The sequence below is a fragment of the Pseudomonas sp. TUM25319 genome (assembly GCF_056388475.1).
On record NZ_CM150751.1, the window covers coordinates 6,695,459 to 6,721,791 of the forward strand.

Annotated in this window: 20 protein-coding genes; 5 read left to right on the forward strand and 15 right to left on the reverse strand. The window is 63.8% G+C overall.

Translation table 11 applies throughout. From position 1 onward, the window contains the following. Positions 1–25: 25 nt before the first annotated feature. Both AC05QJ_RS30345 and AC05QJ_RS30350 read left to right on the forward strand, forming a co-directional pair. Positions 26–469 carry a hypothetical protein gene (locus AC05QJ_RS30345; protein WP_476744845.1) on the forward strand — a complete coding sequence of 148 codons (444 nt, stop codon included), beginning with the start codon at positions 26–28 and terminating at the stop codon, positions 467–469. Positions 470–485: 16 nt separating this feature from the next. After that, positions 486–932, forward strand: a complete 447-nt coding sequence (locus tag AC05QJ_RS30350; protein ID WP_476744846.1) for an excinuclease — start codon at positions 486–488, stop codon at positions 930–932. Between the two features lie 6 nt (positions 933–938). On the opposite strand, the gene AC05QJ_RS30355 is transcribed toward AC05QJ_RS30350, so the two are convergent. After that, on the reverse strand, positions 939–1,826 hold the full coding sequence (locus AC05QJ_RS30355) for a LysR family transcriptional regulator (protein WP_476744847.1): 888 nt from the start codon (positions 1,824–1,826) through the stop codon (positions 939–941). A gap of 153 nt (positions 1,827–1,979) precedes the next feature. Between AC05QJ_RS30355 and AC05QJ_RS30360 the strand changes: the two genes are divergently transcribed. Beyond that, positions 1,980–3,212 (forward strand): MFS transporter, encoded by a 1,233-nt coding sequence (locus AC05QJ_RS30360; protein ID WP_476748039.1) that lies wholly within the window; start codon positions 1,980–1,982, stop codon positions 3,210–3,212. 47 nt (positions 3,213–3,259) lie between these two features. On the opposite strand, the gene AC05QJ_RS30365 is transcribed toward AC05QJ_RS30360, so the two are convergent. From AC05QJ_RS30365 to pilM, 11 genes are all read right to left on the reverse strand, one after another. Beyond that, positions 3,260–3,613: a NirD/YgiW/YdeI family stress tolerance protein gene (locus AC05QJ_RS30365; RefSeq protein WP_476744848.1), complete on the reverse strand. Its 354-nt coding sequence runs from the start codon at positions 3,611–3,613 to the stop codon at positions 3,260–3,262. Between the two features lie 281 nt (positions 3,614–3,894). Next, positions 3,895–4,959: a uroporphyrinogen decarboxylase gene (gene hemE / locus AC05QJ_RS30370; RefSeq protein WP_476744849.1), complete on the reverse strand. Its 1,065-nt coding sequence runs from the start codon at positions 4,957–4,959 to the stop codon at positions 3,895–3,897. A gap of 133 nt (positions 4,960–5,092) precedes the next feature. Next, on the reverse strand, positions 5,093–6,511 hold the full coding sequence (locus tag AC05QJ_RS30375) for an FAD-dependent oxidoreductase (protein WP_476744850.1): 1,419 nt from the start codon (positions 6,509–6,511) through the stop codon (positions 5,093–5,095). 120 nt (positions 6,512–6,631) lie between these two features. Beyond that, complete coding sequence (gene gltB / locus AC05QJ_RS30380) at positions 6,632–11,077, reverse strand: glutamate synthase large subunit (protein WP_476744851.1); 4,446 nt, start codon at positions 11,075–11,077, stop codon at positions 6,632–6,634. Between the two features lie 367 nt (positions 11,078–11,444). Continuing rightward, positions 11,445–13,085, reverse strand: coding sequence for an AAA family ATPase (locus AC05QJ_RS30385; protein ID WP_476744852.1), 1,641 nt, complete (start codon positions 13,083–13,085; stop codon positions 11,445–11,447). Between the two features lie 16 nt (positions 13,086–13,101). Then, positions 13,102–14,199: a 3-dehydroquinate synthase gene (aroB, locus tag AC05QJ_RS30390; RefSeq protein ID WP_476744853.1), complete on the reverse strand. Its 1,098-nt coding sequence runs from the start codon at positions 14,197–14,199 to the stop codon at positions 13,102–13,104. A gap of 100 nt (positions 14,200–14,299) precedes the next feature. Then, positions 14,300–14,818 carry a shikimate kinase AroK gene (gene aroK / locus AC05QJ_RS30395; RefSeq protein ID WP_075802147.1) on the reverse strand — a complete coding sequence of 173 codons (519 nt, stop codon included), beginning with the start codon at positions 14,816–14,818 and terminating at the stop codon, positions 14,300–14,302. A 4-nt stretch (positions 14,819–14,822) separates the two neighbouring features. Then, positions 14,823–16,079, reverse strand: a complete 1,257-nt coding sequence (locus tag AC05QJ_RS30400) for a type IV pilus secretin PilQ (RefSeq protein WP_476748040.1) — start codon at positions 16,077–16,079, stop codon at positions 14,823–14,825. A 20-nt stretch (positions 16,080–16,099) separates the two neighbouring features. Beyond that, the gene (locus AC05QJ_RS30405) at positions 16,100–16,963 is read right to left on the reverse strand and encodes a type IV pilus inner membrane component PilO (RefSeq protein WP_476744854.1); all 864 of its coding nucleotides are present in this window, start codon (positions 16,961–16,963) and stop codon (positions 16,100–16,102) included. Continuing rightward, positions 16,960–17,508, reverse strand: a complete 549-nt coding sequence (locus AC05QJ_RS30410; RefSeq protein WP_476744855.1) for a PilN domain-containing protein — start codon at positions 17,506–17,508, stop codon at positions 16,960–16,962. Before AC05QJ_RS30410 ends, AC05QJ_RS30405 begins: the two co-directional genes overlap by 4 nt. Beyond that, entirely contained in the window at positions 17,508–18,416 is a 909-nt protein-coding gene (gene pilM, locus AC05QJ_RS30415) for a type IV pilus biogenesis protein PilM (protein ID WP_476744856.1), read from the reverse strand. Before pilM ends, AC05QJ_RS30410 begins: the two co-directional genes overlap by 1 nt. Positions 18,417–18,604: 188 nt before the next feature. Here pilM and AC05QJ_RS30420 point away from each other — a divergent pair, with 188 nt between their 5' ends. Next, the gene (locus tag AC05QJ_RS30420; RefSeq protein ID WP_476748041.1) at positions 18,605–21,034 is read left to right on the forward strand and encodes a penicillin-binding protein 1A; all 2,430 of its coding nucleotides are present in this window, start codon (positions 18,605–18,607) and stop codon (positions 21,032–21,034) included. A 331-nt stretch (positions 21,035–21,365) separates the two neighbouring features. On the opposite strand, the gene AC05QJ_RS30425 is transcribed toward AC05QJ_RS30420, so the two are convergent. The 3 genes from AC05QJ_RS30425 to rpmE form a co-directional block, all read right to left on the reverse strand. Next, positions 21,366–22,634, reverse strand: coding sequence for a malic enzyme-like NAD(P)-binding protein (locus tag AC05QJ_RS30425; protein ID WP_476744857.1), 1,269 nt, complete (start codon positions 22,632–22,634; stop codon positions 21,366–21,368). A 182-nt stretch (positions 22,635–22,816) separates the two neighbouring features. Continuing rightward, on the reverse strand, positions 22,817–23,635 hold the full coding sequence (locus tag AC05QJ_RS30430; protein WP_476744858.1) for a thermonuclease family protein: 819 nt from the start codon (positions 23,633–23,635) through the stop codon (positions 22,817–22,819). Between the two features lie 2 nt (positions 23,636–23,637). After that, complete coding sequence (rpmE, locus tag AC05QJ_RS30435) at positions 23,638–23,853, reverse strand: 50S ribosomal protein L31 (RefSeq protein ID WP_476744859.1); 216 nt, start codon at positions 23,851–23,853, stop codon at positions 23,638–23,640. Positions 23,854–24,022: 169 nt separating this feature from the next. On the opposite strand from rpmE, the gene AC05QJ_RS30440 reads away from it, so the two are divergent. Next, on the forward strand, positions 24,023–26,242 hold the full coding sequence (locus AC05QJ_RS30440) for a primosomal protein N' (RefSeq protein ID WP_476744860.1): 2,220 nt from the start codon (positions 24,023–24,025) through the stop codon (positions 26,240–26,242). Positions 26,243–26,333 lie beyond the last annotated feature (91 nt).

The window sequence follows — 26,333 nt, forward strand, 5'->3', positions numbered from 1 at the left end:
TCTGAAAACCCCTGGAGAGAAAGGAATGTCTTCACTCATTCGCGCGGCCCTAATGGGCCTGGTCCTGATCGGCCTCGTCGGCTGCACGTCCAAACCCCTGCTGACCCCCAAGGAACTCCTGGTGGTCGGCCACAGCTACAGCCATGAAGAGATCAAGAAAGCGATCCTGACCGGCGCCGCCGAACGCGGCTGGACCGTGCGCCATATCGGCGACGAGGTGATCCAGGCCGATATCCTGGTGCGCAACACCTTCTACGCCCGCGTCGATATCACCTACAGCCTCAGCAACTATCGCATCGACTACCGCGACAGCCGCGAGATGGACTACAAGAACGGCAAGATCCACCGCAACTACAACCGTTGGGTCAAGAACCTGGACAAGAGCATCCTGCGCGCGCTGAAACGCATCGAGACCGATCGAATGGTCCAGCGCGCGGTCAATGAACAGCAATCGAGCACCGCTCAATAATCAAGGAGAGAACTGAATGCGTCTGAAAACCTGGACCGCCACCACCGCCCTGCTGCTTTGCGCCCTGCCAGGCATCAGCCAGGCCCGGGACACTGCGCTGTTCCTGCCCTTCGAGAAAGTCGTCCAGCAGATGACCGCCGAGAAGAAACTGGACGGCTCGGTGAAGTTCTACCTGGCCGGCGTGCAGCCGCGTGGCAAGGTTACCGTGGTGAGCCCGAACGCGGTCACCAACAAGAAGACCAACGCCTTCAACAAGAGCGACGAAGCGGCCTGCGAGTGGGCCCTGCAATCGGCCCTGCTGACCATGCAGGACGCGGCGAAGAAGGTGAATGCCAACGCCGTCACCAACATCGCCAGCTACTACAAGAAGAACGAGCGCAAGGACGCCACCACCTACGAATGCCACGCCGGCGCCGTCATGGCCGGTGTCGCGATCAAGGGCGACCTGTCCCGCGTCGACTGATTCCGGTCACGCCTTGCGGGTGAGCAGCTCGACGAACGCCCCGGCCATCGCCGACGCCTGCTCCCTGCGCTGTACCAGCCACACCGCGGTCACCGCATCCGGATCCAGCAGGGTGCGGTAGACCACGCCATCGATGCGCATGCGCTGGAACGACGCCGGCAGCACCGACACCCCCAACCCCGCCGACACCAGACCGATGATGGTCATCACCTCCGCCGCCTCCTGGGCGAAATGCGGGGTGAACCCGGCTTGCCGGGCCAGGCTCAACAACTGCGCGTGCAGACCGCTGCCGTAGCTGCGGGGAAAGAACACGAAGGGCTCATGCGCCAGGTCCGCCATGTTGATGCCGGGCACGTTGCCCTGCGCCAACGGATGGGCAGCATTGAGCACCGCCACCAGCGGCTCGCGCAGCAGTTCGGTGGCGATCAGGCTGTCCGGCAGTGGCAGAGGCCGCATCAGACCCACTTCAATGCTTTCGTCCAGCAACGCATCGGCCACATCGCGGCTGCTCATTTCCTTGAGATTCAGATGCACCGCCGGGAAGCGCTGACGGAAGCTGTAGATCGCCTTGGGAATGCTGGAATTGAACGGTGCCGACGAGGTGAACCCGATCTTCATTTCGCCCAGTTCGCCCAGTTGCGCACGCCGGGCGACATCGGCGGCCTTGTCCACCTGGGCCAGCACCTGCCGCGCCTCCTCGAGAAACAGCCGGCCGGCCTCGCTCAGGGCCACTCGTCGGTTGGTGCGCTCGAACAGCCGTGCGCCCAACTCCTGCTCCAGCGCCTGGATCTGCTGGCTGAGGGGTGGCTGAGAGATCCCCAGCACCTGCGCGGCCCGACCAAAATGCAGCTCTTCGGCGACGGCGATGAAGTAACGCAGGTGACGCAATTCCATGACGGCTCCAATAGGTCGTAAAACCTCTTAAACAGGTCGAACAATATATTGGAAATGATCATTAGCCAGCTATATGCTTTTTTGCAGTTGCCCCCAAGGCCGCACCCCGCCGAGGTTCCCGTGAAAACTGCTGTCGCTCCACATGCCCACGACATTCCCCCTGCGCCCCTGGCCGATGCTGCCGCTCCGCTGAAAGACATCTGGATCGAGAAAGGCACCCCGGCCTTCATGCGCACGGTGCTGGCGCTGTTCTGCGGCGGCTTCGCCACCTTCGCCCTGCTCTACTGCGTGCAGCCGATGATGCCGTTGCTGTCGAAGGAGTTCTCGATCAACGCGGCGCAGAGCAGCCTGGTGCTGTCGGTGTCCACCGGGCTGCTTGCGTTCGGGCTGTTGATCACCGGACCGATTTCCGACCGCATCGGCCGCAAGCCGGTGATGGTCTTCGCCCTGTTCTGTGCCGCGCTGTGCACCCTGGCCAGCGCCCTGATGCCGACCTGGGAAGGCGTTCTGGCGATGCGTGCACTGGTAGGGCTGTCACTGAGCGGCCTGGCTGCGGTGGCCATGACCTACCTGAGCGAAGAGATCCACCCGCAGCACATCGGCCTGGCCATGGGGCTGTACATCGGCGGCAACGCCATTGGCGGGATGAGCGGGCGTTTGATCACCGGCGTCCTGATCGACTTCGTCAGCTGGCACACGGCAATGCTGGTCATCGGCGGCCTGGCCCTGATCGCGGCGGCGGTGTTCTGGAAGATCCTGCCGGAGTCGCGCAACTTCCGCTCGCGCTCGATGAACCCGCGCAGCCTGCTGGAAGGTTTCGTCCTGCACTTTCGTGACGCCGGCCTGCCGTGGCTGTTCCTCGAAGCCTTCCTGCTGATGGGCGCCTTCGTCACCCTGTTCAACTACATCGGCTACCGCCTGCTGGCCGAGCCGTATCACATGAGCCAGGCGCTGGTGGGGTTGCTGTCGATCGTCTATCTGTCGGGTATCTACAGCTCGGCGCAGATCGGCGCCCTGGCCGACAAGCTGGGCCGGCGCCGGGTGTTCTGGGCGACCATCGTGCTGATGTTCAGTGGCATGTTGCTGACCCTGTTCACCGCACTGCCGCTGGTGATCATCGGCATGCTGGTGTTCACCTTCGGCTTCTTCGGCGCCCACTCGGTGGCCAGCAGCTGGATCGGCCGGCGTGCACTCAAGGCCAAGGGGCAGGCCTCTTCGCTGTACCTGTTCAGTTACTACGCGGGGTCGAGCGTGGCGGGGACGGCGGGCGGGGTGGCGTGGCATTACGCCGGCTGGAACGGGATCGGGGTGTTCATCGGCAGCTTGCTGGTGGTGGCGTTGGGCGTGGCGGTGTACCTGAGCAAGCTGCCGCCGAAAACCGCCTGAAAAGCATCGCTGGCAAGCGGAGCGCCGCCAGCGATGAAGCCTTCGGATCAGTTGACGATCTCGACGATATCCACATCGATCTCCCGCGACATCAGGTGCTTCTCCACCTCACCGGTCAGCTTCACCTTGGTCTTGTCGTTGAACGCCACCGGCGGCAGGTCTTCGTTGTCGATCTCGACGGTGATGGTGCCGGTGTTGTCCTTGAACTCGTACTTGTCGTCGTTGTTGACCTTCTTGATCACGTAGCCGGTGAGCACCACCGGCGTGTCGTCGGCAGCGTCATTGGCCGCAGCCACGGTAGTCACCGATTGCGCACCCGGGCCGGTGTAGCCGGCGCCGGCCGCCAGGGCTGCGGTGCTGAACAGAGGGGCGAGGATAAAGGCGAGGTAACGGGCTTTCATGGTACTGATCCTTCTCAAGAGTTGATGGGATCAGGTTAGCGCTGGCCGCTGAATTGAAGCTTAATCCGCACCGTGCTACAGGCATGGGTATCTGCCGGATCACGCGCGATCTTGTGGGAGCGGATTCATCCGCGAAGGGCCGCAACGCGGCCCCAAAACCGGTATCCCCGATGTATCAGTCAGACTGGGGATTCAGGCTTTACGACGGCTTCGCCGCCGTTCGCGGCGGTCCGGCGTTCCGGTGAATCCGCTCCCACCGGCTCTTGCCGGGCGTTTCGCATTTACTGGTGGTACTGCGCCGAAAGCTCATGCACCGCATTGATGAAGACGCCCGCGTGCTCGGGGTCGACTTCCGGGGTGATGCCGTGGCCTAGGTTGAAGACGTGGCCCGAGCCCTTGCCGTAGCTGGCGAGGATACGCGCCACTTCGGCGCGGATGGCTTCTGGCTTGGCGTAGAGCACGGTCGGATCCATGTTGCCTTGCAGCGCAACCTTGTCACCGACGCGGCGGCGGGCGTCGCTGATCTCGCAGGTCCAGTCCAGGCCCAGGGCGTCGGCGCCGGCCTCGGCGATGCTCTCCAGCCACAGGCCGCCGTTCTTGGTGAAGAGGATCACCGGCACCTTGCGGCCTTCGTGCTCGCGGATCAGGCCGCTGACGATCTTGCGCATGTAGGCCAGGGAGAACTCCTGGTAAGCCGCTGCCGACAGGTTGCCACCCCAGGTATCGAAGATCTGCACCGCCTGCGCTCCGGCCAGGATCTGGCCGTTGAGGTAGCTGGTGACCGACTGGGCCAGCTTGTCCAGCAGCAGGTGCATGGCCTGCGGGTTGTCGTAGAGCATGGCCTTGGTCTTGCGGAAGTCTTTCGACGAGCCGCCTTCGACCATGTAGGTGGCCAGGGTCCAGGGGCTGCCGGAGAAGCCGATCAGCGGCACACGACCGTTGAGTTCGCGGCGGATGGTGCTGACGGCGTCCATCACATAGCCCAGGTCTTTCTGCGGATCGGGGATCGGCAGCGCCTCGATATCGGCCAGGGTGCTGACCACCTTCTTGAAGCGCGGACCTTCGCCGGTCTCGAAGTACAGCCCCTGGCCCATGGCGTCGGGAATGGTGAGGATGTCGGAGAAGAGGATCGCGGCGTCCAGCGGGTAGCGGTCCAGCGGCTGCAGGGTGACTTCGCAGGCGAACTGCGGGTTCATGCACAGGCTCATGAAATCACCGGCCTTGGCGCGACTGGCGCGGTATTCCGGCAGGTAGCGGCCAGCCTGACGCATCATCCACACCGGGGTGACGTCTACAGGTTGCTTGAGCAGGGCGCGCAGGAAACGATCATTCTTCAAGGCAGTCATGTCGGCATCCGGAAAAAAAGTGCGGGCATTTTCTCAGACGGACAAAGAAAAGGCACGGTGGTTACCGTGCCTTTTGTCTATCAGGATGCCCCAGGTCAATAGTTTTTGTTGTTGCGCCCAGGGTGGCGACGTATCAGACGCCCAGGTAGTCGAGGATCCCTTCGGCAGCGTTACGGCCTTCGAAGATGGCCGTCACCACCAGGTCCGAACCACGGACCATGTCGCCACCGGCGAAGATCTTCGGGTTGCTGGTCTGGTGCTTGAACGCGCCTTTTTCAGGAGCGACCACGCGGCCCTGGCTGTCGGTCTGGATGCCGAACTGCTCGAACCACGGCGACGGGCTCGGACGGAAACCGAAGGCGATGACCACGGCATCGGCCGGGATGATCTCTTCGGAGCCCGGGATCGGCTCGGGGCTGCGACGGCCACGGGCGTCCGGCTCGCCGAGACGGGTCTCGACCACTTTCACGCCTTCGACCTTGTCTTCACCAACGATGGCGATCGGCTGGCGGTTGTAGAGGAACTTCACGCCCTCTTCCTTGGCGTTCTTCACCTCTTTGCGCGAGCCCGGCATGTTCGCTTCGTCGCGGCGGTAGGCGCAGGTCACGGCCTTGGCGCCCTGGCGGATGGAGGTGCGGTTGCAGTCCATCGCGGTGTCGCCACCGCCCAGTACCACGACCTTCTTGCCCTTCATGTCGACGAAGTCTTCCGGCGACTTTTCAAAGCCCAGGTTGCGGTTGACGTTGGCCACCAGGAAGTCCAGCGCGTCGTGCACGCCCGGCAGGTCTTCGCCCGGGAAGCCACCCTTCATGTAGGTGTAGGTCCCCATGCCCATGAACACCGCGTCGAATTCTTCGAGCAGTTGGTCCATGGTGATGTCCTTGCCCACCTCGGTGTTCAGGCGGAACTCGATGCCCATGCCGGTGAAGACTTCGCGGCGATTGCTCAGCACGGTCTTTTCCAGCTTGAACTCGGGGATGCCGAAGGTCAGCAGGCCGCCGATTTCCGGGTTGCGGTCGAACACCACCGGGGTCACGCCACCGCGTACCAGGATGTCGGCGCAGCCGAGGCCAGCCGGGCCGGCACCGATGATGGCGACGCGCTTGCCGGTCGGCTTGACCTTGGACATGTCCGGACGCCAGCCCATGGCGAAGGCGGTATCGGTGATGTACTTCTCCACCGAGCCGATGGTCACGGCGCCGAAGCCGTCATTGAGGGTGCAGGCACCTTCGCAGAGACGGTCTTGCGGGCACACGCGACCGCAGACTTCCGGCAGGGTGTTGGTCTGGTGCGACAGTTCCGCGGCGGCAAGGATGTTGCCTTCGGAGACCAGCTTCAGCCAGTTGGGGATGAAGTTGTGCACCGGGCACTTCCACTCGCAGTACGGGTTGCCGCAACCCAGGCAGCGGTGGGCCTGCTCGGCCGATTGCTGGGGTTTGAAGGGTTCGTAGATCTCCACGAACTCTTTCTTGCGCTGGCGCAGCAGCTTCTTCTTCGGATCCTTGCGCCCGACTTCGATGAACTGGAAGTCATTACTCAGACGTTCAGCCATTTTTCAAAACCTCTTTACAGCAGCCGCAAGCTATAAGCTGCAAGCCGCAAGTCGATCACTAATGCCCGGCAAACCTCGCGCTGCTTCACTTGCAGCTTGAGGCTTGCCACTTGCAGCTGCTTATTGCGGGTTGGCCCGGGTGCTGGACAGCAGGTTCTTCAGGTTCGCCGCCTTCGGCTTCACCAGCCAGAAGCGACGGACGTAGTCGTCCAGGTTTTCCCAGAGCTCACGGCCCCATTCACTTCCGGTCTCTTCGACGTACTCGGTCAGCACGCGGTGCAGATGGCTGCGGTAAGCCTCCATCGCCTCGCCGGTGATCCGCTGGATTTCCACCAGTTCATGGTTCAGCTTGTCGACGAAGCTGTTGTCCATGTCCAGCACGTAGGCGAAACCGCCCGTCATGCCGGAGCCGAAGTTGTAGCCGGTCTTGCCCAGGACGCAGACAAAACCGCCGGTCATGTATTCGCAGCAGTGATCGCCCGTGCCTTCGACGATGGCGTGGGCGCCCGAGTTGCGCACCGCGAAACGCTCGCCTGCAGTACCGGCGGCGAACAGCTTGCCGCCCGTGGCGCCATACAGGCAGGTGTTACCGACGATGGCGCTGTGCTGGGTCGCGAACGGGCTGCCGGCTGGCGGCACGATGGTCAGCTTGCCACCGGTCATGCCCTTGCCGACGTAGTCGTTGGCGTCGCCTTCCAGGTGCATGTTCAGGCCGCCGGCGTTCCACACGCCGAAGCTCTGACCAGCGGTGCCCTTGAAGCGGAAGGTGATCGGCGCCTTGGCCATGCCCTGGTTGCCGTGCAGGCGGGCGATCTCGCCGGAAATCCGTGCGCCGATGGAACGGTCGCAGTTGCAGATATCCAGTTCGAACTCGCCGCCGCTCAGGTCGCGAATGGCCGGCAGGGCCATTTGCACCATCTTCTCGGCCAGCACGCCTTTGTCGAACGGCGGGTTGCGGTCGACCTCACAGAACTGCGGCTTGTCGGCCGGCACGTGCGAGCTGCCCAGCAGCGGGCTGAGGTCGAGGTGTTTCTGTTTCTCGGTTTCGCCCGGCAGCATTTCCAGCAGGTCGGTACGACCGATCAGGTCGCCGAGGCTGCGCACGCCCAGCTTGGCCAGCCACTCACGGGTTTCTTCGGCGATGTAGGTGAAGAAGTTCACCACCATGTCGACGGTACCGATGTAGTGGTCCTTGCGCAGCTTGTCGTTCTGGGTGGCTACGCCGGTGGCGCAGTTGTTCAGGTGGCAGATACGCAGGTATTTGCAGCCCAAGGCGATCATCGGCGCAGTACCGAAGCCAAAGCTCTCGGCACCGAGGATTGCCGCCTTGATCACGTCGAGGCCGGTTTTCAGGCCGCCGTCGGTCTGCACCCGGACCTTGCCGCGCAAGTCGTTGCCGCGCAGGGTCTGGTGGGTTTCGGCCAGGCCCAGTTCCCACGGGGCGCCGGCGTACTTGATCGAGGTCAGTGGCGAGGCACCGGTACCACCGTCATAACCAGAGATGGTGATGAGGTCGGCGTAGGCCTTGGCCACGCCGGCGGCGATGGTGCCGACACCGGCTTCGGCCACCAGCTTGACCGATACCAGTGCCTGCGGGTTGACCTGCTTGAGGTCGAAGATCAACTGCGACAGGTCTTCGATCGAGTAGATGTCGTGGTGCGGCGGAGGCGAGATCAGGGTCACACCAGGCACGGCGTAACGCAGACGCGCGATCAGACCGTTGACCTTGCCGCCTGGCAATTGACCACCTTCGCCCGGCTTGGCGCCTTGGGCCACCTTGATCTGCAGCACTTCGGCGTTGACCAGGTACTCGGGGGTGACCCCGAAGCGACCGGTGGCGACCTGCTTGATTTTCGAGCTGCGGATGGTGCCGTAGCGGGATGGATCTTCGCCGCCCTCACCGGAGTTGGAGCGTGCGCCCAGGCGGTTCATTGCCTCGGCCAGGGCTTCGTGAGCCTCCGGCGACAGTGCACCCAGGGAGATACCGGCGGAGTCGAAGCGCTGCAGGATGGCTTCCAGCGGCTCGACTTCGCTCAGGTCCAGTGCCTGGTCGGCAGTCTTGACCTTGAGCAGGTCGCGGATCATCGACACCGGACGGTTGTCCACCAGCGCGGTGTATTCCTTGAACTTCTCGTAGTCGCCCTGCTGCACGGCGGCTTGCAGGGTGTTGACCACGTCCGGGTTGTAGGCGTGGTACTCACCACCGTGGACGAACTTCAGCAGACCGCCCTGCTGGATCGGCTTGCGCGCGCTCCAGGCTTCGGCAGCGAGCAGCTTCTGCTCGTTTTCGATGTCGACGAAGCGCGCACCTTTCAGGCGGCTCGGAACGCCACGGAAGCTCAGGTTGACCACTTCCTCGGACAGGCCAACCGCTTCGAACAGTTGCGCACCGCGGTACGAGCCAATGGTGGAGATGCCCATCTTCGACAGGATCTTCAGCAGGCCCTTGGAGATGCCCTTGCGGTAGTACTTGAAGACTTCGTCCAGATCGCCCAGCACTTCGCCGGTGCGGATCAGGTCGGCCAGCACTTCGTAGGCCAGGTACGGGTAGACCGCCGAGGCACCGAAGCCCAGCAGCACGGCGAAGTGGTGCGGGTCACGGGCGGTCGCGGTTTCCACCAGAATGTTGCTGTCGCAGCGCAGGCCTTTCTCGGTCAGGCGGTGGTGCACGGCGCCCACAGCCAGCGAGGCGTGGACCGGCAGCTTGCCCGGCGCGATGTGACGGTCGGTCAGCACCAGCTGGGTCTTGCCGGCGCGCACAGCTTCTTCGGCCTGGTCGGCGATATTGCGCACCGCCGCTTCCAGACCGACGCTCTCGACGTAGTTGAGGTCGATGACATGACGATCGAAGCCTGGACGCTCGAGGTTCATCAGCGAGCGCCACTTGGCCGGCGAGATCACAGGCGAGCTGAGGATCACCCGCGAAGCGTGCTCTGGCGATTCCTGGAAGATGTTGCGCTCGGCACCGAGGCAGATCTCCAGGGACATGACGATGGCTTCGCGCAGCGGGTCGATCGGCGGGTTGGTCACCTGCGCGAACTGCTGGCGGAAGTAGTCGTAGGTCGAGCGCACGCGCTGCGACAGGATCGCCATCGGCGTGTCGTCGCCCATGGAGCCCACGGCTTCCTGGCCTTGTTCGCCGAGCGGACGCAGCACCTGGTCACGCTCTTCGAAGGTGACCTGGAACATCTTCATGTACTGCTTGAGCTGGTCGGCGTCGTAGCTTGCCGCGCCCTGGTCGTCGCTCAGGTCGGCCTGGATGCGCAGGGCATTCTGGCGCAGCCAGCGCTTGTACGGGTGGCGCGACTTGAGGCGGTTGTCGATGGCGTCGGTGTCGAGGATCTGGCCGGTCTCGGTATCGACGGCGAAGATCTGGCCCGGGCCGACACGGCCCTTGGCGATGACGTCTTCAGGCTTGTAGTCCCACACGCCGATTTCCGACGCCAGGGTGATGTAGCCGTTCTTGGTGGTGACCCAGCGCGCCGGGCGCAGGCCGTTGCGGTCGAGCAGGCAGACCGCGTGGCGACCTTCGGTCATGACCACGCCGGCAGGGCCGTCCCACGGCTCCATGTGCATGGAGTTGTATTCGTAGAAGGCACGCAGGTCGGCGTCCATGGTCTCGACGTTCTGCCACGCCGGCGGAATGATCATCCGCACGCCACGGAACAGGTCGATGCCGCCGGTAACCATCAGCTCGAGCATATTGTCCATCGAGGACGAGTCGGAGCCTACGCGGTTGACCAGCGGGCCGAGCTCTTCCAGGTCCGGGATCAGTTCGTTCGCGAACTTGGTGCGACGGGCCTGGGCCCAGTTGCGGTTACCGGTGATGGTGTTGATCTCGCCGTTGTGGGCGAGGAAGCGGAAAGGCTGCGCCAGCGGCCACTTCGGCAGGGTGTTGGTGGAGAAGCGCTGGTGGAACACGCAGATCGCGGTCTGCAGGCGCTCGTCACCGAGGTCCGGATAGAAGGCGGCGAGGTCCGCCGGCATCATCAGGCCCTTATAGATGATGGTCTTGTGCGAGAAGCTGCAGATGTAGTGGTCGGTGTCTTCGGCGTTGGCAACCGACGAACGGCGACGGGCACTGAACAGCTTGATGGCGAACTCCTGATCGCTCAGGCCTTCACCGCCGATGAACACCTGCTCGATCTGCGGCAGGCGCTCCAGGGCCAGGCGACCGAGGACGCTGGTGTCGATCGGCACTTTGCGCCAGCCAACCAGTTGCAGCCCGGCAGCCAGGATTTCGCGGTTCATGTTTTCGCGAGCGGCTTCGGCCTTGGCGTCGTTCTGGTTGAAGAACACCATGCCCACGGCGTACTGCTTGGGCAGCTCGCTGCCGAAGGTTTCCTTGGCAATGGCGCGCAGGAACTGATCGGGCTTCTGCATCAGCAGACCGCAACCGTCACCGGTCTTGCCGTCGGCGTTGATACCGCCGCGGTGGGTCATGCAGGTCAGGGCTTCGATAGCCGTTGTCAAAAGGTGGTGGCTGGGTTCGCCCGTCATATGGGCGATCAGGCCAAAACCACAGTTGTCCTTGAATTCTTCGGGATGGTACAGACCTGTTTTCATAGACACTTTCTCACCAGGTTCGCCTCTCAAGTAGGCAAATCTCTTTTAATTCACCACTTACCATCCACGCCGAACGAACGCCAGCTTTGCGGGGGCAATACGGGTGCCATTGTTGCACAGCGACAGACAAGCTCACAAATTTACTGACGCATCAGTGAAAATTTATGTCGCATTTTTGAATGTTTTTAAGCGAGTGCCGTGGTAACGGCGATGCTTGAGTCTGAAGCGTTTCAGCCATGACTGCAAGACGGGCTTGTGGCCGGCAGTCTGGGACAGAAAAGCCTGCCGCGCATAAGCACAGCAGGCTGCCTGAGAATTCAGAGGTTGATCAGGCGGCGGGGGTAGGTGCCACCTGGATCAGGCGTTATCAGCGCGTCGCAGCGAGCTCTTGTTGGACGCTTGCGACAGTGCGAGGCCAAGGTTTACCAGCCTGGACCTTGGCTGGCAAGGCTTTGATGGCATTCAGTGCGGCATCGCGGCTGGAGAAGTTGCCGTAGGTGATGACGAACAGCGGCTTGCCCTGCAGGTTTTTCTTGAAGTAGCGATAGTCGCCACCCTGGGCTTTGACATAGGCCTGGGCCGTTGCCTCGGAGCTGGTGCCGAGGATCTGCACCACGTAGTTGCCCGGTGCCTGCGAGGCATACCAGCCTCCGCCTGCGGGTGCGGCGGCAGGGTTGGTCGCCGGTTTTTCCGCAGGCTTGGCCGCAGGAGCGGCCGGCTTGGCAGTGGCGACCTCGGTCACTGGCTTGGTCGCAGGTGCAACCGGCTTGCTCGCAGCCGGTGCGACGGATTGATGAGCCGGTGCAACCGGCTGGGCGGAAGCGAGGGTCTGGGACGGCTGGATCGGCTGGGCCGGTGTCGGGGCCGGGCCGGCTTCGGCGCCCGCGGGCGGTGCGATGGTGGTGACCGTCGGCGGCTGCAGCGCGGTGTTGCCGGCCGGACCGGATTCTTCGCCTTCGTTCATGCCGGTGGACTCCGCCAACGGACCCCGCATCACCGGCTGGGATTGCCCCACCAGCGGCAGCGGCATCGGTTGCGAGGAGCCGGCAAACTCGATTGCCGGCCCGCCATTGTTCGATTGTGCGTTGCTCGGCTTGCCCTGACCGAGCGGCAGTTGCGCCTGTTCGGCAGGTGCGCCGGTGGCAGGCTGATCGCCTTTCTTCGGCATCAGCACCGCAGCGCCCACAGCGACCACGACGACGGCAGACAGAGCCAGCACATGTTTCTTCGGCATTTTGAACCCCACTGATGGTCGCTTCGCCGTCGAGCGGCTGGCGATCATGGCTTCGATCAAGGTATCGCGGGCGACCTGGTTGATGTTCCCGGGCCAGCCTTCGGAGTTTTGATGGATATCGGCGACCTGCTCAGCGGTGAACACCTCGATGCCGCGGCCCGCGCCTTCCAGGCGCTGCTCCAGGTATTCCCGGGTTTCTTCCTCGGTGTAAGGCTGCAGCTCGATGACATGGAAGCGCTCTTCTTCGGTTTCCAGCGCATCCAGGCCAGCGATCAGCGAAGGCTCGCCGAACAGGAACACATGAGGACGGCCTTCCGCCGTGCCTGCCGCCAGTTCCAGCAACGCTTGGAGTGCCGACTCGCCAAGTTGTTCCGCGTCGTCCACCAGCAAATACACTTCCTGCCCGGTGAGCCCCAGCTGCACCACCTGGGACAGGATCGCCGGCACTTCGGCCTTGGCCACATTCAGCGACTGTGCAACCTGAGCCAGGACACCGGCCGCATCGTTGGCACTACGGGCGGACACCACCACGCTCTGCACCGACTGCTTGTTGGTGCTGGCAACCAGTGCCTGACGCAGCAGCGTCTTGCCGGCGCCCTGCGGCCCGGTGACCACCAGCAGCAACTGGCTGTAACGGGCGAGGTGATGGAGTTGCCCCAGCACCGGTTTGCGCTGGGCGGGGAAAAACTTGAACCCCGGAACGCGGGCAGCGAACGGGTCGTGGTTCAACTGGTAGTGGCCGAGAAAGGCCTCATCGGCATGCAAACTGGTCATCGGGCTCTCATCAACCTCAAAGCTGGGCGACGATGGCGCGGTAATCCGCCGCCAGCGTTGCCTGAAGAATCTCTTGCGGATAGTCGTCGGTCACCACGGCCTCGCCCAGGTGACGCAGCAACACCAGACGCATGCGGCCGTCGAGGACTTTCTTGTCCACCGACATATGCTGCATGAACTGCGCGGGGGTCATGTCCTGCGGTGGCACCACCGGCAAGCCGGCGCGCTGCAGCAGGCGAATACCGCGATCACGCGCCTGCTGGCTGATCCAGCCCAGGCGCATGGACATTTCCAGCGCCATCACCGTACCCGCCGCCACGGCCTCGCCATGCAGCCACACGCCGTAGCCCATCTGGGTTTCGATGGCGTGGCCGAAGGTATGACCGAGGTTCAGCGTAGCCCGCACGCCGGTCTCGCGCTCGTCGGCACCGACCACGGCAGCCTTGGCCGCGCAGGAACGATGGATGGCGTCGGTCAGGGCAACAGCGTCGAGCGCGCGCAAGGCGTCGACATTGTCTTCCAGCCAGCCGAGGAACGGCTCGTCGCAGATCAGGCCGTACTTGATCACTTCGGCAAGGCCCGCCGACAACTCGCGGGCCGGCAGGGTGCGCAGGCTGGCGGTATCGATCACCACGGCGTTGGGCTGGTAGAAGGCACCCACCATGTTCTTGCCCAGCGGGTGGTTGATGCCGGTCTTGCCGCCGACGGAGGAATCGACCTGGGACAGCAACGTGGTTGGCACCTGGATGAAGTCCACACCACGCTGGTAGCAGGCGGCTGCGAAGCCGGCCATGTCACCGATGACGCCGCCGCCGAGGGCGACGACGGTGGTGCGGCGATCGTGCCGGGCGGTGAGCAGGGCATCGAAGATCAGTTGCAGGGTTTCCCAGTTCTTGAAGGCTTCGCCATCGGGAAGCACCACCGGCAGCACCGAATACGCGCCGAGCGTGCGACGCAGGCGTTCCAGATACAGCGGTGCGACGGTCTCGTTGGAAACGATGGCGACCTGCCGGCCTGCGATATGCGGTGCCAACAGTTCAGGCTGATCCAGCAGGCCCTCACCGATGTAGATCGGGTAGCTGCGTTCGCCCAGTTCGACCTTAAGTGTCTGCATGTGTCCCCACAAAGAACGAAGACGCGGGATCGAAGGCTCGCCCCGCGCGATAACGAATTGCCCTGTCACGGCATGACTGGTCGCCGAGGATAGTCATGCCTTAACGAGGCGGCAACTTCTGCAAGCGTTCGAGAATATCCAGTACCACCATGCGCGGCGGCCGCTCGTCGGTTTCCACCACCAGGTCGGCGATTTCCCGGTAGAGCGGGTCGCGAAGCGCCAGCAGGTTGCGCAGGGTTTCCTCGGGATTGGCGGTACGCAGCAGAGGGCGATTGCGGTCACGGGCGGTGCGCCCGACCTGCTGCTCCACCGAGGCATGCAGGTAAATGACCCGGCCGCCATCGTGCAGCGCCTTGCGGTTGGCATCGCGCATCACGGCGCCGCCACCGGTGGCCAGCACCACGCCGTCGGCGGCGCACAGCTCGGCGATCATGGCCTGCTCGCGGTCACGAAAACCGGGCTCGCCTTCCTTATCGAAGATCCACGGAATATTGGCACCCGTGCGCAACTCAATTTCCTTGTCGGAATCCTTGAATGGCAGGCGCAGTTCTTTGGCAAGCAGGCGGCCGATGGTGCTTTTGCCAGCACCCATCGGCCCAACAAGTATCAAATTTCGCACAGAATCAATGACTCACAGCAATCGCCTGGTCATTCATGATACGCGGAGTCAGGAAGACCAGCAGCTCGGATTTTTTCTCTTGGACGGTGGAGCGACGAAACAGCCGCCCAACATACGGCACATCGCCGAAAAATGGCACCTTATCCTCAACTTTACTTTTGCTGGTCGAGTAGACGCCGCCGATGACGATGGTCTGGCCGTCGGCGATTTGCACCCGAGCGGTGACCTCGTTCTTGCGAATCGGCGGAATCCCGGCCTGGGTATTGAGGTAGTCGGGTTCGTCCTTGGTGACCTTGACCTGCATGCTCACCTGGCCGCCAGGCAGTATCTGCGGCGTGACCTCCAGCGACAGCGACGCCTCGCGGAACGTGGTCGATGTGCTGCCGTTGGCCCCCGACTCCTGATACGGCACTTCGCTACCCTTGAGAATGCGCGCGGTCTCCTTGTCAGCGGTCATGACCTTCGGTTGCGAGATGATCTCGCCGTTGCCAGACTTCTCCATTGCGCTGAGCTCGAGGTCGAGCAGGCGCCCATCCCCCAGCAGGCCGAAGCCGATCCCCGGCTTGGGGTTTTCCAGTCCGAGATCGACGAACAGCGGAGACGCCTCCTCCGCGCCTTTCAGTCGGCCTCCCGCCAGCGAACCACCCCAGCGAACCCCCAGGCCACGTTCGTAATCGACATTGGCCTCGACGATTCGCGCCTCGATCATGATCTGCCGAACCGGCACATCCAGTTGCACCAGCAGGCGCCGCAGGGTTTCCAGCCGCTCTGGACGCTGGCTGGTAATCAGCATGTTGGTGCGTTCGTCCACGCTGATGGCACCCCACGGCTCGTCGTCGGGGCTGTCCTGCAGCAGCGGCTGGAACAGCGCAGCGATATCCGTGGCCCGGGCATGCCTGACCTGCAACAACGCCTGCTCCCGATAGCCGGGCATCACGCTTGCGACCGCACCCAGTTCCGCCAGGGGCGCAACCATCAGTACATTGCCGTCCAGGCGTTTGCCCAACCCCTTGCTGCGTAGCACGGTGTCCAGCGCCTGATCCCAGGGCACCTCCTGCAAACGCAAGGTCACCCGGCCCTGCACTGCATCACTGACCACCAGGTTGGCCCCGTTGAAATCAGCCAGCACCTGGAGCACCGCGCGAATCTCGACATCCTGAAAATTGAGCGACAACGGCTTGCCGCTGTACCCGCCCGGTGCCGGCAGCGCGCTCGCCCACGGCGACATCCACAGCAGGCAAAAACCCAGCCACCTGAACATCCTGTTCATGGAGTTTCCTTTCATCCTTCGACCAATGCCCCAAGACGCAAGACCCGGGCGACTCCACCGAGACGCTCCGGCGCAATCAGTTCAACGCGTTTCTCATCGATCGCCGCCACCCGTTCCGCCCCCAGCCAGTCGCCTTCACGCAACGGATAAACCACTTCGCCCACCCGGATCACGGCCACCTGACCAGCGCGATCGCGCAGATACCCGACCATTGCCGCCTGGTCCAGCACCACAGCGTTGGCCAGCGAATCGTCTGCCGCGAACGGGTCGCGCGCGCCGTTGGACAGAGGTACGAGCGCCGCCTCCAGCGGCGCCGGAGAAAGGGCGCGATAGGCCTGGATCTGCAACTGCATGCTCAGCGGACCGGCTACCGGCTGACTCGACACGCCCAGACTCAGCGACTTCAGGGTGACCAGACGATCCAGCCCGGCAAGCTCGACGAGAAAACGTTGCAACGGCTGGTAGTGACCCGACACCCGCAAATCGATCGGGACTTCGAGAAAATGTGACCGCGCCAGGGGCTCGCCCACCCGAACCTGCTCGAAACTCAGGTCGGCGCCCAGCCTGGCCAACCCTTGCAACAGGCTCGCCAGCCCATCGTCATCGAACAGTTCGTCCCGACGCTGCGCCAACTCCGCCTGCAATCCACGAAGGTCAGCCTCCACGCCCTGACCTTCCGTCTCCGTCGCCAGGCCCTGCCATTGCCGCTGCACCCTTTCGTGCCGGGCCTTGGCCTGCTCGAACTCCGCGACCAGGGCGCGCCCGTGAAAGAAATAGCCGACGATCGGCCCCGGCAACAGGCACGCCAGCAAAAGCAAGGCCTTGATCGGCCAGCGACACTTGACGAGATCCGACCAATTCAGCGCGATGTTCATGCAGCCTCCCTGGGCGCCACCGGGCGGAGGCTGACAGTGATCTGAAAGCGCTCCCCCGCCGCAGAACGCTCCACATCCCGCAATTCGGCAGGCCCCATCCCGGGGGATTGATCCAGGGCCCAAAGCAGCTGCGCAACCTCACTGCCCGAACGCGCCACACCGGACACGCTCAGCTCGACGCCCGACAGTTGCACCGCGTCGAGCCTGACCTGCGCCGGCACCGCCCGGGCCAGCACGGCCAACAGGTCTCCAGCCCCCAATCGCTGCGCTTGCAGGGCATCCAGCTCGTTTCGCTGCTCGACCAGCGCCTGCACCTGAGCCTGGAGCGCCGCACCTTGCGCCAGCGGCCCTTCGAGCCCGGCCAGGCGCTCGTCGAGGCGGGCACTCTCCCGCAACTGCTCGGCCAGGCCTTCCTTGAGCTGGGCTGTGCACGCCAGCATCAACAGCCCACCGAAAAGCACAGCGGCGAGCATGCTGCCTTGCCAACGGCGAATCGTGCGCCGGTGCTCCCATTGACGCCAGGGCAGCAGATTGACCTCATGCATCAGCAATACCCCCGCAGAGCCAGGCCGCACGCTACGCCAAGCACAGGCGCGGCACTGGCCAGCCGGTCGTCGCCCTGAAGCTGCAGCGATGCCAGCGGGTCGAACACGCGAGCGGTGATGCCGAGCCGCTGCCTGAGATGTTCGGGCAAGCCTTCCCAGCCGGCGCGGTCGCCCGCGAGCCACAGGTGATCAGGCATCGCGCCGGGCTCGCGCAGCAGGCAAAGGTCGACGAAGTCCACCAGCCGCTCCAGTTGCGACTGCGGCTCGCCGGGCGCCTGCCGCTCGCTGAACGACAGATCGCCATCGGCCCGGAAGGCCAGGAAAACCCAGTTGTCGTGCTCCAGCAGCAGAATCGCCGCGTCGCCCATGGGCTCACGCCGCAGAACCCGCCGCCAGGCATGGGTATCGATATCGACGATCCGCGCCCGCAGGCCGGACAGGTCCATCACGGCTTCGAGGCTGTCGAGCCACTCCTGGCGACAGGCGGTGAACGCCACGCCAAGGGTGCCCGAAGCGACCGAGCAGACCTGATAATCCAGCGCCGCCTCCTCGATGGAAAAAGGCACGAATTGCTCGGCTTCTGCACGCAACCGCTCGTCGATTTCGTCATCGTCCAGCGCAGCCGGCATGGCCACGGTGCGCTGGATCACCGCCGAAGCCGGCACCGAAAGGGCCACATCGCGGGTGTTCGCACCGCTACGGCCCAGCGCCCGCAGCAACGCACTGGCGACCGCCTCGTGGGCCACCACCCGACCATCGACCAAAGCCCCCGGTGGCAAGGGTTCCACGGCCCAGCCACGCACCCCCGGCTGCCGCCCTCGGCCTTTCAGTTGCAGCACCCTGATGGAACCGGAGGCAATTTCCACCCCCAGCAGTGAACCGGCATCCCTGCCCACACGTCCAAACATCCTGTTTCCTCCATGATCGATCCCCGCTGCGCTTCCGTTTCCATGGAAGCGACCGCAGCGATGCCGCGCCCTGACAGCCGGCGCGAATCACGCGGGGAAGTGAAAATTGCTTATAATGCCCAGCGTTTTTTGGCCCTCCCGGCCTCTGCGCTCAACCCCAATTTCCTACTGGACATCCCAAAGCCTTGATACGCCTGCTGAAGTTCTTCTGGTGGTCTTTCGTCGCAGTCATTTGCGCAGCCGTTCTCGGTCTGAGCGGTGCGTTTCTGTATCTTAGTCCCAGCCTTCCGTCGGTCGAGGCGCTGCGAAGCATCCAGTTGCAGATACCGCTGAGGGTCTACAGCAGTGACGGCAAGCTGATCGCCGAGTTTGGCGAAATGCGGCGCTCTCCCATCCGTTTTGCGGATATTCCCCCACACTTCATTCAGGCGTTGCTGTCAGCCGAAGACGATAATTTCCTCAATCACTACGGCGTCGACCCCAGCAGCCTGATGCGGGCTGCCACTCAACTGCTCAAGTCCGGGCACATCCAGACCGGCGGCAGCACCATCACCATGCAGGTGGCGAAGAACTTCTTCCTGACCAGCGAGCGCAGCTTCTCGCGCAAGACCAACGAGATCCTCCTGGCCCTGCAGATCGAGCGCGAGCTGACCAAGGACGAAATCCTCGAGCTCTACGTCAACAAGATCTACCTGGGTAACCGCGCCTACGGCATCGAGGCCGCGGCGCAGGTGTACTACGGCAAGTCGATCCGCGACATCAGCCTGGCGCAGATGGCGATGATCGCCGGCCTGCCGAAGGCGCCGTCGCGCTTCAACCCGCTGGCCAACCCGGCCCGCGCCAAGGAGCGCCGCGACTGGATCCTCGGGCGCATGTACAAACTGGGCAAGATCGACGAAGCCAGCTACCAGGCGGCGCTAGCCGAACCGTTGAACGCCAGCTATCACGTACCGACGCCGGAAGTGAATGCGCCCTACATCGCCGAGATGGCCCGTGCCGAAATGGTCGGTCGCTATGGCAGCGATGCCTACACCGAAGGTTTCCGGGTCACCACGACCGTTCCGAGCGACCTGCAGGAAATCGCCAACAAGGCGGTGCTCGATGGACTCAGCGAATACGACCATCGCCATGGCTATCGCGGCCCCGAGTCGCGCCTGCCGGGCAAGACCCGTGCCGCCTGGCTGCAGGAGCTGAGCAAGCAACGGACCATGGGCGGCCTGGAACCCGCCATCGTCACCCAGGTGGAGAAGACCGGCCTGCGCGTGCTGACCCGCTCCGGCGATGAAGCGAGCGTGGCCTGGGACACCATGAAGTGGGCCCGCCCGTTCATCAACACCAACAGCCAGGGCCGCAGCCCCGCGCAGCCTTCCGACGTGGCGCAGATCGGCGACCTGATCCGCGTCCGGCGCATGGCCGATAACACCCTGGCCTTCAGCCAGGTACCCGGTGCGCAGAGCGCGCTGGTAACCCTTGACCCGAACAACGGCGCAATCCGTGCCCTGGTCGGCGGTTTCTCCTTCGAACAGAGCAACTACAACCGCGCCATGCAGGCCAAGCGCCAGCCGGGCTCGAGCTTCAAGCCGTTCGTCTACAGCGCCGCCCTGGACAACGGCTACACCGCTGCCAGCCTGGTGAACGACGCACCGATCGTGTTCGTCGACGAGTATCTGGACAAGGTCTGGCGTCCGAAGAACGACACCAACACCTTCCTTGGCCCGATCCGCATGCGCGAGGCGCTGTACAAGTCGCGCAACCTGGTGTCGATCCGCCTGCTGCAGAGCATGGGCGTAGACAGCACCATCGATTACATCGCCAAGTTCGGTTTCAACAAGCAGGACCTGCCGCGCAACCTGTCCCTGGCACTGGGCACCGCGACCCTGACGCCCATGGAGATTGCCACCGGCTGGAGTGCGTTCGCCAACGGCGGCTACAAGATCAGCCCTTACCTGATCGAGCGCATCGAAAGCCGTAACGGCGAGACCCTGTTCACCGCCAACCCTGCCCGCACGCCGTCCGGGCACGAAGCCCAGGCCGGTATCGCCGCGCCGCAGGCCCAGCCGATCTCTGTGGACCAGCCGGGAGCAACAGGCGGCCTGCCGCAAGCGCCGGTGATGGCCGAACGGATCATCGATGGCCGCACCAGCTATATCCTCACCAGCATGCTGGAAGACGTGATCAAGCGCGGTACCGGACGCCGGGCCCTGGCCCTGGGTCGTGGCGACCTGGCCGGCAAGACCGGGACCACCAACGAGTCCAAGGACGCCTGGTTCTCCGGCTACAACGCCGACTACGTAACGACTGTCTGGACCGGATTCGACCAGCCGGAGACCCTGGGCCGCCGCGAATACGGCGGTACCGTGTCGCTGCCGATCTGGATGAACTTCATGGGACCGGCGCTCAAGGGCAAGCCCGAGCATCAACTGCCGGAGCCGGAAGGCATCCTCAGCCTGCGCATCGATCCGGTCAGTGGCCGAGCGGCGACGCCCGGCACACCGAATGCCTACTTCGAACTGTTCAAAGCCGAGGACACACCGCCTTCGGTGAATGAACTGGGCAACGGCAGTGCGCCAGGCAGCCCGCTGCCGGCGGATGAAGCGGCACCGATGGACCTCTTCTGAGTTGCAAGCTTCAAGCTGCAAGCTGCAAGAAAAAGCCGCCAGCAACACCAGCGCTTTCTCTTGCCGCTTATGGCTTGCAGCTTGAGGCTCAGAGCGTTTCTGAGCTGCAAGCTTCAAGCTACAAGCTGCAAGAAAGAGCCGTCAGCAACACCTACCGCCTTCTCTTGCCGCTTATGGCTTGCAGCTTGAGGCTCAGAGCGCTTCTGAGCTGCAAGCTGCAAGAAAGAGCCATCAGCAACACCACCGCTTTCTCTTGTCGCTTACAGCTTGCAACTTGCAGCTAAAAAAAAACCCGACTCACCAGAGCCGGGTTTTTTGTTTGCTCAGCGGATCAACCGTTGAACACTTCGTCCACGCTGTTCAGCGGGTAGTGCTTCGGATACGGCAGGGTCGCTACGCCGGATTCGATGGCAGCCTTGGCCACGGCATCGGAAACGACGTTGAGCAGGCGTGGGTCCAGTGGCTTCGGAATGATGTAGCCACGGCCAAATTCCAGCGCGTCCACTTTGTACGCTTCGCACACTTCCTTCGGAACCGGCAGCTTGGCCAGGTCTTTCAGGGCGTTGGCGGCTGCAATCTTCATTTCTTCGTTGATGCGCTTGGCGCGAACGTCCAGGGCACCACGGAAGATGAACGGGAAGCCCAGAACGTTGTTGACCTGGTTCGGGTAGTCGGAACGACCGGTCGCCATGATCACGTCGTTACGGGTCGCGTGCGCCAGTTCCGGGGAGATTTCCGGATCAGGGTTGGAGCAGGCGAACACGATCGGGTTGGCGGCCATGGACTTCAGGCCTTCAGGGCTCAGCAGGTTCGGACCGGACAGACCGACGAACACGTCAGCGCCTTCCAGGGCGTCAGCCAGGGTGCGCTTGTCGGTGGCGTGGGCGAAGACGGCCTTGTACTGGTTCAGGTCGTCACGGCCAGCGTGGATCACGCCGGTACGGTCGATCATGAAGATGTTTTCGACCTTGGCACCCATGCTCACCAGCAGTTTCATGCAGGAGATGGCGGCAGCACCGGCGCCCAGGCAGACGATCTTGGCCTCGCCCAGGGTTTTGCCCGCGATTTCCAGGGCGTTGATCATGCCGGCGGCGGTCACGATGGCGGTGCCGTGCTGGTCGTCGTGGAAGACCGGGATGTCGCACTGCTCGATCAGGGCGCGCTCGATCTCGAAGCACTCAGGCGCCTTGATGTCTTCCAGGTTGATGCCACCGAAGGTGATGGAGATGCGCTTGACGGTGTCGATGAAGGCTTGCGGGCTTTCGGAGTCGACTTCGATGTCGAATACGTCGATACCGGCGAAACGCTTGAACAGAACACCCTTGCCTTCCATGACCGGCTTGGAGGCCAGTGGGCCGAGGTTACCCAGGCCCAGAATGGCGGTACCGTCGGAGATCACTGCTACCAGGTTGCCTTTGCCGGTGTACTGGTACGCCAGCTCGGGATCGCGACCAATTTCACGCACAGGCTCCGCGACGCCCGGGCTGTAGGCCAGCGCCAGGTCACGTGCAGTTGCGGTTGGTTTGGTGAGCTCGACGCTCAGTTTCCCCGGACGAGGCTGAGCATGATATTCGAGAGCGGCGGTTTTCAGGTCTGACATGGTGGGCATTCCGCTTGTTTACTGTTCTGACGGACCGCCGAGGATACGCAAAGAGCAAAGGGCCGACAAGACTGGCCGGTCACTTGTGTCAAGGGCTTTAACCTACGACTTTCCGCCAAGAACCGCGTGGCATAAGGGTTTGAGTGTGCACAATCGACTTTAAAAATGTGCACAATTTTTTATCATCGAACCCTCTCCAGCATGCTTGGGTCGGTCAATGGCAACAGCCAGCGTCGCTGACCCGGTTTGAGCCCGCCCTTGCGGGAACGATCCAGCACCCAGCCACGGACTTCGATACGCCGCCCTTCCAGGCCGGAGGTGAAGGAGGCCGGGAAGTTGCGTTGCAGTCTCGCCGGCACCTGCACCACCAGTGCATCGTCGACTTCGATCCAGATGCCACCGCGATTGCGTTCGATACGCCTTACAGTACCGCCCACCACAGCGAACCCGGAGCGCTCCAGACGGGCGGCAGCCGCTACCGGCGAGTGACGCCACACACCAGCGCCCGCCCGGCGCGCAGCCTGTTCGGCCTGCTGCTGGCAGTCGCGCAGGCGCACATTGGGCGCCACCGCCACCCGGTAGCCCAACCCCTCGCCCAGCAGCACCGCCTCGAAATTGTCGCCAGAGCTGCCATAGACATGGGCCAGGGTGCGGCCATATTTGTCCCGCGGCTCCACGCCCGGCAACAGGCCGACGCGACCGCCACTCTGCCGCACCAGGGATTCGAGGCGCCGACGGGCCGTCTCGGCAAAGGCCTCGCTGCGCTTCCCCTTGCGGCCGATTTCCGGCGCGTTGATACCGATCAGCCGCACGCTGCGACCGTCATCCAGACGCAACGTGTCGCCATCGACCACGCTGCGCACGCTCGCCGGCTCCAGGCCAGACGGTACCGGACAGAAGGCAAGGGCCGGCAATTGCCAGATCGCGCCCACAAAAAAGGCGCCCACAAGGGACGCCTTCTTCAGCAACAGGGCAAAACCCAAAGGGCCAGCCTCGCGCATTCTTACTTCTTGGTGCTGAACGCGCCGAAACGGTCTGCGAACTTCTGAACGCGGCCGCCGGTGTCCAGGACTTTCTGCTTACCGGTGTAGAACGGGTGGCACTCGTTGCACACGTCGATCGGCAGTGCTTTGCCGAAGGTGGAACGGGTTTCGAACTTGTTGCCGCACGAGCAGGTGACGTCAACAGCTACGTAATTCGGGTGAACATCTGGTTTCATGGTGATTTCCTCGACTGCGTGCCGCCACCCAACACCATTGTTGAATACCGCACGTAATTAGGCGGCGAATAATACCAGAGGCTGCCGTCAACGCAAGTTGTCGCTCACACCGACCGTCGTCTGCTAGGCTCGCGGGCATCTGGAATTACCCTTACAGAGAATTCTCCGCGTGTCCGACGTCATTCTTCGCCTAGCCCTGCCCTCGCCCCTGCGGCGACTGTTCGACTACAGGGCTACGGCAAGCATGGCCCGGCAGGCGCTGACGCCGGGCATGCGGGTGCGCGTACCCTTCGGTCGTCGCGAGATGATCGGCATCCTGGTGGAGGTCGCTGAACAGAGTGAAGTTCCGGCCGACAAGCTCAAGCCGGCCATCGCCCTGCTCGATCCGGTGTCACCGCTGCCGCCGGCATTGTTCAAGCTCTGCCTGTGGACAGCCCAGTACTACCAGCACAGCCTCGGCGACACCCTGAGCTGGGCGCTGCCGGTGATGCTGCGCCAGGGCGAGCCAGCCGAGGCGCGACAGGAACGCTTCTGGCAGATCGCTCCCGGCGCACGCTTCGACGACCCGCGTATCGCTCGCGCCCCGCGCCAGCGCGAAGCCCTCACCACGCTGGCCCAGCACCCTCATGGCGTCGCCCACGGCCTGCTGGGCAAGCTGGGGCTGAGCAAGGACAGCCTCGACCTGCTGCTGGCCAAGGAACTGGTGCAGGTCGAAGTCCGCCGTCACGCCCCGCAGGTCCGTCACGAACACTGGCTGGCGCAGCCGGAGCTTCCGCTCAACGACGAGCAGCGCGCCGCTTTCCACGCCGTGCGCGCCGGCTTCGACAGTTTCCACGCCTTCCTCCTGGCCGGGGTCACTGGCAGTGGCAAGACCGAGGTCTACCTGCAACTGATCCGCGAGACCCTCGAGGCCGGCAAGCAGGCGCTGATCCTGATTCCCGAGATCAACCTCGGTCCGCAGACCCTGGCCCGCTTCGAGCAGCGCTTCAACGCCCGCATCGCCCTGCTGCACTCGGCGGTCAATGACCGCGAACGCCTGGACGCCTGGCTCGCCGCCCGCGACGGCGAGGCCGATATCATCATCGGAACCCGCTCGGCCCTGTTCACCCCGATGAAGAACCCCGGCCTGATCATCATCGACGAGGAACACGACGGCTCCTATAAACAGCAGGAAGGCCTGCGCTACCACGCCCGCGACCTGGCACTGGTGCGTGCGCGCCAGGAAAACATTCCGATCCTGCTGGGGTCGGCAACGCCTTCGCTGGAAAGCCTGCACAACGCCCATTCCGGACGCTACGGCCTGCTGCGCCTGAACCATCGCGCCGGGGGCGCCCAGGCCCCGCGCTTCTTGCGCCTGGACGTGAAGAGCCGGCCACTGGACAGCGGTATCAGCGGGCCTATGCAACAGGCCATCGCCCAGACCCTTGCCGCCGGCCAGCAGGTACTGGTGTTCCTCAACCGCCGCGGCTTCGCCCCGACCCTGCTCTGCCACGACTGCGGCTGGCTGTCGGAGTGCCCGCGCTGCGACGCTCGCATGACCGTGCACCAACGTTCCGGCGAACTGCGCTGCCACCACTGCGGCTACGACGAGCGCGTGCCGCGCCAGTGCCCGCAATGCAGCCATGTCGATCTGCGCCCCGTGGGCGCCGGCACCGAGCGCGCCGAGGAACGCCTGAACATCCTGTTTCCCGATTTTCCGGTGCTGCGGGTGGACCGCGACAGCACCGCGCGCAAGGACGCGATGAATCAGTTGTTCGCCACCATCCAGCGCGGCCAGCCATGCATTCTGGTGGGCACGCAGATGCTCGCCAAAGGGCATCACTTTCCGCGGGTCACCCTGGTGGCGATCCTCGACGCCGACGGCGGGCTGTTTTCCGGCGACTTCCGCGCCAGCGAGCGCATGGCGCAATTGATCGTGCAGGTCGCCGGTCGCGCCGGCCGGGCCGAGGAGCCGGGCAAGGTGATCATCCAGACCCACCTGGCCGACCATCCTTTATTGGTGCAACTGACCGAACAGGGCTATTTCGCCTTCGCCGAACAAGCGCTGAGCGAGCGCCGCGCCGCCGGCCTGCCACCGTTCGCCCACCTCGCCCTGCTGCGCGCCGAAGCGCACAAACCCGGCCAGGCCGAGGGTTTTCTCGACGAAGCCTGCAGCGCCGCCGAACGATTGCTGGCCGAACAGGGTCTGCATGGCATCGAATTGCTCGGCCCGGTGCCAGCGCCGATGGAGCGCCGCGCCGGTCGCTATCGTGCCCAGCTACTCTTGCAGGCCAGCGCCAGAGCGCCGTTGCACCGGCTGATCAGCGCCTGGCTGCTAGTGTTGGAGGGGCTGCCCGGCGGTCGCCAGGTACGCTGGTCGCTGGATGTAGACCCGGTAGACCTGTACTGATCCCGGCCTCAAGGTTGGCAACCCGTGCCCGGCAACGGATAATGCCCAGTTTTTCCACCTGCGCCTCGAAGCGCCACCGCGCTTGCGGTCG

Coding starts and splice junctions, on each gene's coding strand:
- AC05QJ_RS30355 (WP_476744847.1), bottom strand. CDS start 1,826: ATGGAATTGCGTCACCTGCGTTACTTCATCGCCGTCGCCGAAGAGCTG.
- AC05QJ_RS30385 (WP_476744852.1), bottom strand. CDS start 13,085: ATGACCAGTTTGCATGCCGATGAGGCCTTTCTCGGCCACTACCAGTTG.
- pilM (WP_476744856.1), bottom strand. CDS start 18,416: ATGTTTGGACGTGTGGGCAGGGATGCCGGTTCACTGCTGGGGGTGGAA.
- gltB (WP_476744851.1), bottom strand. CDS start 11,077: ATGAAAACAGGTCTGTACCATCCCGAAGAATTCAAGGACAACTGTGGT.
- AC05QJ_RS30405 (WP_476744854.1), bottom strand. CDS start 16,963: ATGAACATCGCGCTGAATTGGTCGGATCTCGTCAAGTGTCGCTGGCCG.
- AC05QJ_RS30410 (WP_476744855.1), bottom strand. CDS start 17,508: ATGCATGAGGTCAATCTGCTGCCCTGGCGTCAATGGGAGCACCGGCGC.
- hemE (WP_476744849.1), bottom strand. CDS start 4,959: ATGACTGCCTTGAAGAATGATCGTTTCCTGCGCGCCCTGCTCAAGCAA.
- AC05QJ_RS30350 (WP_476744846.1), top strand. CDS start 486: ATGCGTCTGAAAACCTGGACCGCCACCACCGCCCTGCTGCTTTGCGCC.
- AC05QJ_RS30365 (WP_476744848.1), bottom strand. CDS start 3,613: ATGAAAGCCCGTTACCTCGCCTTTATCCTCGCCCCTCTGTTCAGCACC.
- AC05QJ_RS30375 (WP_476744850.1), bottom strand. CDS start 6,511: ATGGCTGAACGTCTGAGTAATGACTTCCAGTTCATCGAAGTCGGGCGC.
- rpmE (WP_476744859.1), bottom strand. CDS start 23,853: ATGAAACCAGATGTTCACCCGAATTACGTAGCTGTTGACGTCACCTGC.
- AC05QJ_RS30430 (WP_476744858.1), bottom strand. CDS start 23,635: ATGCGCGAGGCTGGCCCTTTGGGTTTTGCCCTGTTGCTGAAGAAGGCG.
- aroB (WP_476744853.1), bottom strand. CDS start 14,199: ATGCAGACACTTAAGGTCGAACTGGGCGAACGCAGCTACCCGATCTAC.
- AC05QJ_RS30400 (WP_476748040.1), bottom strand. CDS start 16,079: ATGTTCAGGTGGCTGGGTTTTTGCCTGCTGTGGATGTCGCCGTGGGCG.
- AC05QJ_RS30345 (WP_476744845.1), top strand. CDS start 26: ATGTCTTCACTCATTCGCGCGGCCCTAATGGGCCTGGTCCTGATCGGC.
- AC05QJ_RS30425 (WP_476744857.1), bottom strand. CDS start 22,634: ATGTCAGACCTGAAAACCGCCGCTCTCGAATATCATGCTCAGCCTCGT.